General features: G+C 34.9%; 12 protein-coding genes. 7 read left to right on the top strand and 5 right to left on the bottom strand.

Going from position 1 to position 12,338, the window contains the following annotated elements; genetic code table 11:
• The first annotated feature begins 29 nt into the window (after nucleotides 1-29).
• Nucleotides 30-707: a hypothetical protein gene (locus OOK92_RS03530; RefSeq protein ID WP_264736272.1), complete on the top strand. Its 678-nt coding sequence runs from the start codon at nucleotides 30-32 to the stop codon at nucleotides 705-707.
• A gap of 25 nt (nucleotides 708-732) precedes the next feature.
• On the opposite strand, the gene tmk is transcribed toward OOK92_RS03530, so the two are convergent.
• Nucleotides 733-1,335, bottom strand: coding sequence for a dTMP kinase (gene tmk / locus OOK92_RS03525; RefSeq protein ID WP_253302246.1), 603 nt, complete (start codon nucleotides 1,333-1,335; stop codon nucleotides 733-735).
• Between the two features lie 108 nt (nucleotides 1,336-1,443).
• Between tmk and OOK92_RS03520 the strand changes: the two genes are divergently transcribed.
• Complete coding sequence (locus OOK92_RS03520) at nucleotides 1,444-2,016, top strand: thioredoxin family protein (RefSeq protein ID WP_182367219.1); 573 nt, start codon at nucleotides 1,444-1,446, stop codon at nucleotides 2,014-2,016.
• Nucleotides 2,017-2,021: 5 nt separating this feature from the next.
• Complete coding sequence (locus OOK92_RS03515; RefSeq protein ID WP_264736271.1) at nucleotides 2,022-3,740, top strand: monovalent cation:proton antiporter-2 (CPA2) family protein; 1,719 nt, start codon at nucleotides 2,022-2,024, stop codon at nucleotides 3,738-3,740.
• A 30-nt stretch (nucleotides 3,741-3,770) separates the two neighbouring features.
• Here OOK92_RS03515 and OOK92_RS03510 read toward each other — a convergent pair whose 3' ends face one another.
• From OOK92_RS03510 to OOK92_RS03495, 4 genes are read right to left on the bottom strand one after another with little or no spacing between them, the layout of a single operon-like run.
• Nucleotides 3,771-4,388 carry an SURF1 family protein gene (locus OOK92_RS03510; protein ID WP_264736270.1) on the bottom strand — a complete coding sequence of 206 codons (618 nt, stop codon included), beginning with the start codon at nucleotides 4,386-4,388 and terminating at the stop codon, nucleotides 3,771-3,773.
• A gap of 1 nt (nucleotide 4,389) precedes the next feature.
• Nucleotides 4,390-4,866 (bottom strand): bacterioferritin, encoded by a 477-nt coding sequence (bfr, locus tag OOK92_RS03505; RefSeq protein ID WP_264736269.1) that lies wholly within the window; start codon nucleotides 4,864-4,866, stop codon nucleotides 4,390-4,392.
• Nucleotides 4,867-4,925: 59 nt separating this feature from the next.
• Nucleotides 4,926-5,420: an RDD family protein gene (locus OOK92_RS03500; RefSeq protein WP_264736268.1), complete on the bottom strand. Its 495-nt coding sequence runs from the start codon at nucleotides 5,418-5,420 to the stop codon at nucleotides 4,926-4,928.
• Nucleotides 5,420-6,058, bottom strand: a complete 639-nt coding sequence (locus OOK92_RS03495; protein ID WP_264736267.1) for an HAD family hydrolase — start codon at nucleotides 6,056-6,058, stop codon at nucleotides 5,420-5,422. The genes OOK92_RS03500 and OOK92_RS03495 overlap by 1 nt, the downstream gene beginning before the upstream one ends.
• Before the next feature lie 161 nt (nucleotides 6,059-6,219).
• Between OOK92_RS03495 and OOK92_RS03490 the strand changes: the two genes are divergently transcribed.
• The 4 genes from OOK92_RS03490 to OOK92_RS03475 all read left to right on the top strand — a co-directional run bounded on the left by OOK92_RS03490 (nucleotide 6,220) and on the right by OOK92_RS03475 (nucleotide 12,315).
• The gene (locus OOK92_RS03490; RefSeq protein WP_264736266.1) at nucleotides 6,220-7,047 is read left to right on the top strand and encodes a hypothetical protein; all 828 of its coding nucleotides are present in this window, start codon (nucleotides 6,220-6,222) and stop codon (nucleotides 7,045-7,047) included.
• A 664-nt stretch (nucleotides 7,048-7,711) separates the two neighbouring features.
• A complete protein-coding gene (gene htpG, locus OOK92_RS03485; protein ID WP_253307230.1) occupies nucleotides 7,712-9,616 on the top strand; it encodes a molecular chaperone HtpG in 1,905 nt (634 codons plus the stop codon).
• Between the two features lie 159 nt (nucleotides 9,617-9,775).
• A complete protein-coding gene (locus OOK92_RS03480) occupies nucleotides 9,776-11,134 on the top strand; it encodes a lipase family protein (protein WP_264736265.1) in 1,359 nt (452 codons plus the stop codon).
• Nucleotides 11,110-12,315, top strand: a complete 1,206-nt coding sequence (locus tag OOK92_RS03475; protein ID WP_264736263.1) for a TomO hydrophobic C-terminal domain-containing protein — start codon at nucleotides 11,110-11,112, stop codon at nucleotides 12,313-12,315. The genes OOK92_RS03480 and OOK92_RS03475 overlap by 25 nt, the downstream gene beginning before the upstream one ends.
• Nucleotides 12,316-12,338: the final 23 nt, after the last annotated feature.

Here is a 12,338-nt window from a genome sequence, read left to right as displayed (position 1 = left end):
TAGTATTACTGTTTAATGAGGTATGAGTAATGGTTGACGTAGCTTCTATTGGTGTAAATGCAGTCATTGATCATAAGTATAGAAAAAGAGCGCAATTAACTTTATTAGGGCTATTTCTTGTTGTATCAGCAGCAACTGCTGTCTGGTTTATCTTTCCTGTATCACAAAATGTACTAGTGCCATTTTTGCTCCCAGCCGTATTCTTGTTCTTTACTCTATCTATGGGTTATTACATGTTCATATTTAGTTGTGAAAAAAAATCTTTGGTAAAGAATGTTCTTGGTATGGTTGAACCAGCTGAATCAGTAAAGAGAGTGCATTGCCAAGAAAATATTAAATCCTTATTAGCAGAAGTGAGAAGTACTACGAGAGATAGGTTTTGCAACGCGCTTGTTAATCTTTGTTTTGAAGATCGTAGTAAAGCACACAAACTTGCATTATCTGTGAAAGACATTGACGATATTGTGTCTTCAATAAAAAATAAAGACCTCTTAGACCATTTTGATCAATTTTTTACTACTACTGAAGTAAGTAATAAAAAAAGTAGAAGTGAATTAATGGATTCCGCAAGAGCATATAAGATAATAAGTGAAGAAGATCCAAACGAAATACAGAATTTTTTAGCTACTCAAACAAAAAGTTATTCATGTGAAATAACGTTATCTAAAATTAATAATTTTCTATCACAAGTTAAAGGGGCGGTTTAAATTAGTAGAGATTAAATAAATATAGTTAAGTCTTTGCAATAGTGATTTTATCAATAATTTTAGTATGTACTTGATTATCATTTTTTGTTTCAATTTCAGTGATGACATGGCACCTAACGGGCTCTTTTATGGCGATTTCTTTAAACCCTTTTCCAACTTTATTATAAAAATTAACATCCATTTCTTCATATTTATTCTTGTCTTTCGCTCTACTTAACCCAACTTTAACATCAATATCTAGAATAAATGTAATATCTGGATATCTAACTCCAGCCAACCTGTGCAAATCTTCTATTAGTTTTAAATCAACTCCAAACCCATATCCTTGGTATGCAATGGTTGAATCAATAAACCGATCACAAATCACTATTTTCCCTTCTGCAAGAGCTGGTAATATTAATTTTTTCATATGTTCGTGCCTCATCGAGATAAGTAGCAAGAGTTCAGAAATAGGATCAATATTATTTGTTAACAACACTCCTCTTATCTTTTCTGCAAAATCAGTGCCACCTGGTTCTCGAGTTGACACTACATTATTTTCGCCGTGAATTTGCTTAAAATGATTTGCAAGTAGCTTAGATTGTGTTGTTTTACCAGAGCCGTCTATTCCTTCGAAAGTTATGAACATAAGTTTTATAATTATAATACTAAAAAAGAATATGCAAACAGTATACATAGAAACCGTTTGACATTTAAATAATAAGACCGTAAATTACATATGGTATAATAATAGTCTATGGTTGCTCTGAATACTCCTAAAGTCGATTTTAGTTTTACTGCAAAAGATTTTAATCTTTTGGGAGTAGACAATAAATACTATACATTAAGTGACTGTTGTGGAAAAAATGGTCTTATTGTAATGTTTATATGCAATCACTGTCCTTACGTTCAGTCAATTATTAGCAATCTGGTAAGCGATGTTGATCAATTGAAAAAAGATTATCAGGTAAACACCGTTGCAATAATGTCAAATGATGTAAATGAATATCCAGAAGATTCCTTTGAAAATATGATTAATTTTGCCAAGGAAAATAAGTTTACATTTCCATATTTAATTGATAGTACACAGAAAATAGCTAAAGAATACGGGGCTGTTTGCACTCCTGACTTTTTTGGCTTTAATTCCAATTTAAACCTTTGCTATCGTGGACGTTTTAATGACACAAAAAAAGAAAAGGTTCAAAGCTATGAAGTAGGAAGTAGTGACTTATTTCAAGCTATGAAATTTATTGCAGAAACTGGTAATTCTCCAATTGACCAAAAATCAAGTATTGGCTGCTCAATTAAATGGTCTAATTCTACAGGTTAAATATCATGCACAGTGGCTCTCAGCATTTGTTTGATATTATAATTTTACTTTCTGCTGCTGTATTTATAGTCATAGCGTTCTGGAAAATGAATATTAGTCCAGTGCTCGGTTACTTCGTTGCAGGTGCAGTTATTGGTTCTCATGGATTTAATCTGATACACTCAGCTGAAGCAATGGATAATCTTGCAGAATTTGGTGTAGTTTTCCTATTATTCATTATAGGCCTTGAATTGACATTTGAACGCCTGATCGCTATGCGTATTCATGTATTTGGGTTCGGTTCTCTTCAAGTTATAGTTACCATGGTAGCAATATGGTGCATCGCTCTTGCTTTCGGAGTGAATACGAATATAGCAACAGTTATTGGTGGTGGGCTTGCGCTATCCTCAACAGCAATAGTGTTGCAGGTTCTGCAAGAAAAAGGTTCTCAAGCAAGTCAGGTTGGTAGGTTGTCAATAGCAGTACTATTAATGCAAGATTTTGCAGTGGTACCATTAATAGTATTGGTACCTTTACTTGCTGGCAATTCTGAGCACAGCCTGATAAGCTCATTGGCAGGTTCATTGGTGCAAGCAGCTATTGCATTAGTGCTGATATTTATAACTGGTAGATTATTGCTTAGACCTTTATTTTCGGTTATTGCTAAAATGGAAAGTAATGAGGTCTTTATATCAACAACGCTTTTAATAGTATTAGGAGCAGCATTTATTACTGAGCAATTCCATTTATCGTTGGCATTAGGTGCATTTGTCGCTGGATTGTTAGTTGCAGAAACAGAATACAGACACTCAGTAGAACACGCAGTATTGCCATTTAAAGATTTGTTTCTTGGCTTATTTTTCATGACTGTTGGTATGTCTATCAATACCGAACTTTTACTCAATAAGTTACCACTAATTACTTTATTATCGATTATCCTTATCGTTTTAAAAACATCTATCATATATATATTGTGTAGATTTTTTGGGTTTAAGAGTGCACCTGCTATACAAGCTGGGTTACTACTTTCACAAGGCGGTGAATTTGCGTTTATTTTATTTCGCTTAGCAAATGAACTAAATGTGCTACCAAGTGAAATCGCTCAAGTACTTATGATGGTAACTACAGTAACCATGGCTTTCACTCCTCTTTTATCGGGGCTTGGAGATTGGATAGCAAACTCATTTAGCACTGAGAAAATAATATTAGATGATGAAGCTGTTGAAACAGATACACAAGATCTTTATAACCATGTAATAGTTGCTGGATTTGGTAGAGTGGGATATATGGTAACAAAAATGCTTACTGCAGAGCATTTAAGTTACGTTGTTGTAGATATTCAATCAAAAATAGTCAAAGAAGGAAAAAGTGATAGTTTTCCTATATATCTTGGAGATGTTACAAGATGTGAAATTTTAAAATTAGTAGGAATAGAAAGAGCTCAAGCTCTCGTTATTTCAATAAAGAATGAAGTTACTATAAAAAAAGTTGTTTCCTTAGTTGCTGCAAATTTTCCGCATGTAAATATTGTAATACGCTTACCAGATCTGAGTAATGTGGAGGTTTATAGAGATCTAGGAGCTAGTAAAATTATTCCTGAAACATCTGAGATAGGATTGCAGCTAGGTGGAGCTGCACTGAGCCTCAGTGGTATTAGCGAAAGTGGAGTTACGTCTTTAAAAAGTAGATTCAGAAAAGGCAATTACAGTATGTTAAAAGACCTTGGTAGTGATAAAGATGAATGACTACTTCTCTAATTTTATGTACAGAAAACTTCAAGTTTTATTGAGATTTTGCTTATGGTAAATTACGCACATAATCAACCAAGTTAAGGAAAGTGCAAACCAAGTGATTGCATATTCCAAATGCTTCATTGGCTGTATAGCTACTTTGCTGCCAAAATTGTTCGGCCACAATATACACTTCTCTAGCTTAATACCTAACTTATTGGAAATTTCTTCTGTACTCAGGGTAAACCATGTATTCGAAGCAGTATCGTTCTTGATAAACCAATTTTTGCTTTTATTGCTATCGCAATATAAAGTTCCATCTGCAACTACTTTTTCAATTTTTACTTTTTTCTCCTTTTTTTCTCTGACTATTCCTTTATTCACCAACATGTAACGTCCAGTGGTGAGCAACATAGGAGACAGCACGTGATAGCCGTGTTGCCCTGCAAAAACATATAGTTCTATGTCACTTAGAATCCCATCAATCTTGACATGTCTGTAGTTAAATTTCGCAAGATCATCATTGGGCAACAGATGAACAACAGGAAGACTCATACTTTTAATAATATTATTCTTCCAGTTCAATCTGAATATTTGCCATAACCCTAATAAAAAAAGAAGTGAGCAAGGTATAATTAAAATAAATACTGTTTTTTTTAACACTCTATATTTGTGTTCTTAAATAGTTTTCAACACCCATTAGTTCAATAAGGTCAATCTGTTTCTCAATCCAATGGAAGTGCTCTTCTTCATTTTTTAACATCTCTTCTAATAACATTACACTAACAAAATCTTTTTCTTTCTCAGCGATAGAAATCGTTTCTTTGATATCCTTAATACCTTTTCCCTCTAATTTTAAATTAGCCTCTAAGATTTTCTGTATTGTGTCTTTTGCAAACTTTCCATCATACTTTGATATTTCATTTGTATCTTGAAAATTTGGTACGCCTTTAAGCAATAAAATCCTTTCTGCCAACTTGTTTGCATGTTCAAGTTCTTCGTTAAGCTCATTTTTTACCTTTTCTGCAAGTCTATTAATTCCATTGTTTTTGAGAACCGCAAAATGCAAAAGATACTGGCGTACAGAAGTCAGCTCATTGGTCAATAATTTATTCAAACATTTTACTATCTCTTCATTCATAATCTTCCCTTAGTTCAATTTATCAGCATAATTTATATGATAACGATGATTATAGCAACTCATTTAATAGTTCCTTTGATAACAACCGTATTAAATAGCATGTCGTGGTATGTCTGTTTCTTTTTAGAAAAACAAGCAACTAGATACCAGCAGAGAGTGAGCAGCATTATAATTACTTTCAATGCACTCAAGACATTCACTAATACCTCCTGATCTTGCAAAAATTCAGTAAGGACAACTACTACACTGTTTAACAAAGGAAGAAAAAACTGGGAAGTGCTTCTGTCAAACGCTAAATTCAAGTCTATTTTAGAATTATCTAAATTGATAGTACATATATTCATTAACTGTTGACCTGGAGTTGCTTGGGCCTTTGAAGATATAAAATATGTGAAGTAACTACAATTTACACACATGTATGATAGATGTAAGATCAACGGAGAATCCTCTAATAGCAGTATAATTAATAAAGTTGGAATTAATAAAATTGCTACATCTATTAAATATGCGCAAAAGCGTCTTATTATACTGGCAATCTCTGTAACAGCGGTCATTACCTATCTTCCAAATATTTTATTATGAAATCTGTAAGCTTATCAAAATGTTGAAAACATAACAAATCTTCATAACCGCTTATTGATTGACCGTATATAATAGGTAAACAATTGGCATTTTGTGCACACAGAACATCTGTGATGCTATCACCAACGAAAAACACATTTTCTCTATTTATAGGCAACGTACTCTCTTCTAGTGCAAATAGCAGTGGGGTTGCAGATGGTTTATCTTCCGCGGTATCGCATGACCCAACCACTCTTTCAAAGTAAGAATCCAGTTTAAAATAGGTAACTTCTTCACGTAAATTAGTATTTTTCTTATTACTTACTATTGCTAGATAAATATTGTGGCTTTTCAGTGTCTGCAACATTTTCTCTACTCCTTGATTCAGAGCAATGTTTTGCAATAGTGCATCGTCTAAATATTGTTGATATATCTGGTTCGCTTTTTTCCACTGATCGCCAAATAAATTGACCATATAGCTCTTTCTCGACTCATGGGAATTTCTATCAGCAGCTTTATTACTATACCCCATTGAGTTTATGGTATGCTTAATAGCATTAAAAATGTTATCTTGAGTGTCAACTAAGGTATTATCCCAATCGAATACTACTGCTAATGGGCTATCTTTCATCTCTTATATAATTATACATTTTAACTTAAGTAAGTAAATAGCATTTTAATAAAAAAAATATAAATAGGACGCTCTTACTCTTTACCACAAGTTATGTTAACTGTTTTTTATATAATTAGCTAATATACTGGTTATATGATATGTTTTAATAGGTAGCAGGTATGGCGCAGACATCTAAAGAAAGTGTTGAAAAAAAGTTTAAAGGTGTCTTTGAACGTTCTCCAGGTGCTTTTCCAGAAGGTACTCCGTTAGAAGAGAAGGTTAATTATATTGCAAAAGGAACAAAGGCTCTAAAGGCTATGAAAAGTAAAGAGCTCGAAAACAAAATGAAAAGCGTTGCAGAATTGAATCAGAAATTTGAAAGTCAAAAAAGGCGTACAGATGAAAAAGTACATCAAGATTTTGAAAGAATTGCTGAGCTTGACCAACAATATAAAGGGAAGGGCATCTTCACAAGTGAAAAAGTTGCAGAGCCAAAAAGTGACAAAAAATTTCAAGAAGCAGCCAACACTCTTAGAGAAACTACAGCAGAAGGTAAAAGCGTTGAACAGAGTGGACAAAAAAAGACTTCTGAGGCTTCTGTACAAACAGATACACAGCCATCAGAGCACATCGTTAGTCCCTCAGTGAGCAAGAGTTCTGTAAAAGAGAAGCCCAACACTGAGCCAGGCAAAAAAGATACCACACCTCAACCACAAGAAAATCAAAAAGAAGAAGGGTTTTTGAGTCTTCTGAAGCGCTTTGTTAAGAAAATATTAGAAAAACTTTTAGTTGAGGATGAAAAGAGTGTGGAAAATGCTCGTGGCATAAAAGAAGATGCTCAAAGAGATACGTCAAATAACGAAGAGCAACAAAAGAGTAAGCACTTTGATAAAATTTTAAATCAGGACCAAAGTATAAGCAAGGGCTTAGAGCAAGCAACACAACTTGAAAACCCAACGATAACACCTGTTAATACTCCTGAAGTAAATACAGGTCGTGAAAGGTGATCCGCTTTCAAGCTTCATTATACCGCCACGAACCATCATACCGCCGCGGTATCTCTAGATCCCGCTAACAAGCAGCGGGATGACGATTGTCGTTTAGCTATAAATATTTAAGAAATTTACCAAACGAAAAAAAAGGCAAAAGAAGCCCTAGTCATTGTCTATTTTCAGTATTGGCGTTTTTTAAGTCTTAAACACTGCAATTTAGCTGCTTTTAAGTGCAACTCACCTTAGTTTAAATGTTTAAGAAATTTACTAAGCAGAAAAAAAGGCAAAAGAAACCCCGTGTTAGCTAGTTGTCACTCTCTAATCCTGCAAATTGGCGTACTATACTGTCTTAAACGACTTATAAGCGCGTTTCAGCTTATATAGGTAAAAACCCAGAAATGTTGTGAAGACATAAGGTGCACATAGTGCAAAAAATTAAAAATAAGACGCCAACTACGTTGTTTTCTTGCTGTTTAATCTGCACAGATGAAGATAACTGAATACCTTCAGTACCATGATAAGGGGGCTGGCGAAGGGTGTCAAGGAATTTTTATGCAAGAGATCCCATAAATTGGGTGTCATAATATGGCGGCTACATTAATTTTGGCGTGCGTGACCTTGAAAGATTGCAGTGCAATACTTAGATTATTAGGGTAGTAGGCAAATAATGGAGCTCAAAATGCATAACGTACAAGAAACTGAAAATTTAAAATTTGACGCTGAAGTAGGGAAAGTACTGAATATAGTGATTCATTCACTTTATACTAATAAGGACATTTTTCTGCGTGAGTTAATATCAAATGCATCGGATGCATGTGATAAATTGCGCTATGAATCTCAATCTAATTCAAATTTGCTAGATTCAAGTGATGAGTTAAAAATCACTATTAGCTCCAATAAAGATAAGAACGAGCTATATATCACTGATAATGGCATCGGAATGAACAGACAAGATTTAATAGATAACCTTGGTACAATTGCAAGCTCTGGTACGCAAAAGTTCTTAGATGCGATTAAAAATAGCAAGGATTCAAGCCAAGCTGTGGAGCTGATTGGGAAGTTTGGTGTTGGTTTTTACTCAAGCTTTATGGTTGCATCAGAAGTAATAGTAGAATCAAGAAAAGCTGGAGAGGAGGAGTCTTGGGTCTGGAAATCCAAGGGAGATGGAGAGTATTCGATAAGTAAACTAGATAATCAAATTTCTCGTGGAACTAAAATTACACTCATTATGCGTCCTGAAGAGAATGAGTTTTTAGATAAATTTCGTGTTGAAAACATTGTCACTACTTACTCTGATCACATAAATTTTCCTGTTGAATTCATAAATGAAGAAGGAAAAAGTGAAAAGTTAAACAGTAAGGCTGCAATTTGGACTAAGCCAAAAAATGATGTTACTCAAGAGGAACACAATGATTTTTTCCGCAGTGTTGCTCACGTTGGCGGGGAGCCTTGGATGATATTGCATAATAAAAATGAAGGTGCAATAGAATATACAAATTTGCTTTATGTTCCTTCCATTAAACCTTTTGATTTATTTCATCCAGATAGACGTTGCTCTGTTAAGTTATATGTAAACAAGGTATTTATTACTGAAGATAACGTACAGATCATACCACAATACTTGCGTTTTCTGAAAGGTATTGTTGATTCACCGGACTTGCCTCTTAACATCAGCAGAGAAACGCTGCAGAATAATCGTGTTGTTGAGCAAATCAGAAAATCCTTAACTAAACGCGCGATATCAGAGCTTGGTAAAAAGGCAAAAGAGAATTTAGAGGAATATACAAAATTCTGGACCAATTTTGGTGCAGTATTAAAAGAGGGTCTTTGTGAAGCTATGCCAACTGATGAGAGAGAGGCACTGCTCTCGATTTGCAGATTTCATAGCACTGGTGATGAGAAATTAGTCAGCATTGATGACTATATAAGCAGAATGAAGCCTGAGCAGGAGCATATCTATTATCTCACCGGAAATAGCCTCGATTCAGTGAAAAACAGTCCGCAACTTGAGGGATTCGTCAGTAAAGGACTAGAAGTGCTCCTATTTGTTGATCCAGTTGATGATTTCTGGACTAGCGTGATTCATGAATATAAAGATCAAAAATTTAAGTCTGTGACCCGCGCTGATGTTGATTTGGAAAAATTCTCTTCAGAAGAAGATAAAAAAGATGAGGAAAATAAGCAAGATGAAGAAAAGACTGAAGAAAATACGGACTCTATACTGCAATATTTCACCAAGGTTCTTGGCAATTCAGTGAAAAGCGTGAAAATCTCAAAAAAACTGACTGACAGCCCTGTATGTCTAGCAGTTGATGAAGGTGCTATGGATCTTCGCATGGAGCGTTTTTTGCGTGAACAAAAGCAGCTAAATTACCGCACGCCAAAGGTACTGGAAATTAACACTAAGCATCCTGTAATAAAAAGCATAATGAAATCTCACGCTGAAAATGGTGAAAACCCAACATTGGAAGACATGATTCATTTATTATTTTACCAAGCTTGTATAGTGGAAGGTGAAGAGATGGATGATGTAAGTCTGTTTGCTAAGAGAGTTAATAATTTGCTTGGCAAGATTGTTGTCTAATACTATACTAGATTAGTTATTTATGTGAGGTAATATATAATTAATCTACTTAGAAAACCTATTCCACAAACAGCAGGTGTTACAGGAAAAGGTAAAAGCAGGAATAATTCTAGGAATCTAACTAAAATTGCAGGATTTAACCAAAAGAAGTTATTAGAGATGATCAACTTCGCTATGGTAGGCTATTATGTTAGTGATTGTGGTTGTAAAAACAATGAGTTTGTTAAGCTAAAGAAAGGAGGATATAAAACTCCTGCTCAACTTGAGAAAGAGGGTTACAAAGTTGTTCAATTTCATGGCATTATTTCTGACCAAGAAGTTCGACATACTGGTTATGTTTTCATAAGGGGTAAGGAAGTAACTATAGCATACCGCGGTACTTGTAATTCTTATGACTTCAAGAGAGATGTTGAAATACCTTTAATTCGTCAATATGAACTTCTGCCCAAAGGTGGTAAAATTCACCTAGGCTTCTACTCCGTATTTGAAAATTCCTGGGAGAGCCTTTACGGGATATTAAAAGGATATGCTAACGATCAAGGATTAGAAATCAGAGATTTAAAAATTAATCTTACAGGTCACAGCATGGGAGGTGCTGTCGCTAACATAGCTGCTCTATGTTTAAGTGTAACAGAGGATGCAAAAGATTTGCATATTGCAACTTTTGGTGCACCAAGGGTTTTTAACCGTAATGCTGCTAAAGTCTGTAATGAGCTCTTCGGAAGAAAGACTATTAGAGTAGTTGATCGATCAGATTCCATACCTTCATTACCACCTAATTTTATGGGCTATAAACATGTAGGCAAACAATTAAAAATAGGAAGACATTCCGTGCCGGCGCTACATGACCACAAATTGGAAGTTTATCATGATCTTATTTTAAAAATAAAGCCAAAAAATTTTAAGTCGGATAATAATACATCTGCAACATGCTACATCCTTTCCCGAACTGCTAGGGAAGTGTATGATGTACTAACTGTACCCAGTTGTCTTATTCCAAGCACCCATTCAAGTAGCGATAAACAATATTTTGAACGAGTGAAAGATCAACATAAGAATGCTTCATTCTCTGAAATAATTAATAGATATTCTGAGCTCAGCAATAGAAATGATAAATTTCTTGACAGAGATAGAAGAAATGGTATTATGGGTGACATAAGGGCTTCAATAAAGAAGCCCAGAGGCAATTATAATAAGGAGGGTGTAATGACCAAATTTAAAGAACAAAGTGAAAAGTCAGTCAGTTTGGGAGGAGGACTTCCTAATATTGACAATTTGACTAATTCTAAAGGAGGATCGACGATCAATTTGAGGGAACAAAACAAAAGGGATGAGACTGGTTTTGCAAAATCGTTTGAAAACTGGGTCAATTCGGGGGAAATTTTTGATATTGGCAGTCCGAATAATCTTGAAGAAGGTGAAAAGACTGTGGTTGAACGTGTAGAATATTTTAACAAGTATTTGAACAATCCTAAACCTAGTAAGTACCTACTATGGGTGTCAATCAGGTCCATTTAAAACAAAGTAAAAAGAAGTCAGTCAGTTTGGGAGGAGGACTTTCCGATGTTAATATTTTGACCAATTCGGGAATAGAAACTCCTGATGCTGACAAGTCGACCAACTCTAAAGAGGAGAGACAAAGTAAAAAGGGGTCGGTTCGGAAAAGACTTTCTAATTTTTTCCGTCCTAAAAAAAAGACACAAAGTAATGAAAGGTCGACCAGTTTGAGAGAACTTTTTACTCTTCGAGAAACGATAGATGAGGCCGAGGCAGAAATTAATGGTTTGCAGGGCGAGGAAAAGAATCAACAAGAAAGCAAACTTAAAGAAATTAAGGAATTGTTTCCGTTTTCTAGGATTCAAACTAACCAAGGAAAGGCCATAGAAGAAATTCTTTGTAATGCTCTTGAGAGTGTTGATCTTGAGACAGTAAAATTTATAGTGGGACAGAAAAAAATTTATATAACTGCATCTGCTGAATTTGCTTTACGGGAAGCATTAAGCAAAGCCAAGACAAAAGTTGCTAGTTTAGAGGGCGAGGAGAAAAGTAAACAAGGAGGCAAACTCAGAGAGATTGTGAAACTTCTTAATGAATGGCTTGTAATTCAAAATGATCATGCACCATCAGTAAATGGTTTAGACAGAGCTGAGCTAGAGAAAGCTGAATCCGAAAATAATAGCATTAGTGAGGAAGATGGTAACTCTACTACAAGTGATCAAATAACACCTTTTACTAGTCTCTCAAACAGTGATGAGCATAGCAGCACCTCTTCAAATGCTGGCGATGTGTCTACAACTGAAGATATTACTGACAATGAAGAGCCTGTGGTAACTACAACAGATAGTAAAGAGGGTAATGATCAACCTACAGGTAAAGGTGATTCACAAGGTCCGCAGATTATTGTCATCGGTAATTCTAATAACGTAGTTGTTGAAGATAACGATGTTGAAACGCACCCACAAAGTACAAAAAGTAGTAAGCTGCCTGTTATAGCTGCTTCTGCACTAGCACTAGCTGGAGTTGCTTCGGGAGCGGCTATTGTAGTTTGCCTAGAGATGTTAGCAGTGGGAATAGCAGTTGGAGCTTGTTGTTTAGTTGCTGCTGTAATCATATATTGCTGTAACAGACCTTCAAGTTCACTTGAGGGTGGTAATGTTGAACCTGTAGATAACAGAAAGTTTGTTGAAACAGTAAGTTGAAGAATAAATATTGTAGTTTACCA

Origin of the sequence: Wolbachia endosymbiont (group A) of Rhinocyllus conicus, from assembly GCF_947250775.1 — a bacterium.
Lineage (GTDB): Bacteria > Pseudomonadota > Alphaproteobacteria > Rickettsiales > Anaplasmataceae > Wolbachia.
Note: the sequence above shows the minus strand (reverse complement) of the source record. Positions and strands in the feature narration are given on the sequence as shown.

Bases quoted from the DNA above. Each gene is read 5' to 3' on its own strand.
- OOK92_RS03480 (WP_264736265.1), top strand. From the start codon at position 9,776: ATGATCAACTTCGCTATGGTAGGCTATTATGTTAGTGATTGTGGTTGT.
- bfr (WP_264736269.1), bottom strand. From the start codon at position 4,866: ATGAATGAAGAGATAGTAAAATGTTTGAATAAATTATTGACCAATGAG.
- OOK92_RS03475 (WP_264736263.1), top strand. From the start codon at position 11,110: ATGGGTGTCAATCAGGTCCATTTAAAACAAAGTAAAAAGAAGTCAGTC.
- tmk (WP_253302246.1), bottom strand. From the start codon at position 1,335: ATGTTCATAACTTTCGAAGGAATAGACGGCTCTGGTAAAACAACACAA.
- OOK92_RS03515 (WP_264736271.1), top strand. From the start codon at position 2,022: ATGCACAGTGGCTCTCAGCATTTGTTTGATATTATAATTTTACTTTCT.
- OOK92_RS03495 (WP_264736267.1), bottom strand. From the start codon at position 6,058: ATGAAAGATAGCCCATTAGCAGTAGTATTCGATTGGGATAATACCTTA.
- OOK92_RS03520 (WP_182367219.1), top strand. From the start codon at position 1,444: ATGGTTGCTCTGAATACTCCTAAAGTCGATTTTAGTTTTACTGCAAAA.
- OOK92_RS03500 (WP_264736268.1), bottom strand. From the start codon at position 5,420: ATGACCGCTGTTACAGAGATTGCCAGTATAATAAGACGCTTTTGCGCA.
- OOK92_RS03530 (WP_264736272.1), top strand. From the start codon at position 30: ATGGTTGACGTAGCTTCTATTGGTGTAAATGCAGTCATTGATCATAAG.
- htpG (WP_253307230.1), top strand. From the start codon at position 7,712: ATGCATAACGTACAAGAAACTGAAAATTTAAAATTTGACGCTGAAGTA.
- OOK92_RS03490 (WP_264736266.1), top strand. From the start codon at position 6,220: ATGGCGCAGACATCTAAAGAAAGTGTTGAAAAAAAGTTTAAAGGTGTC.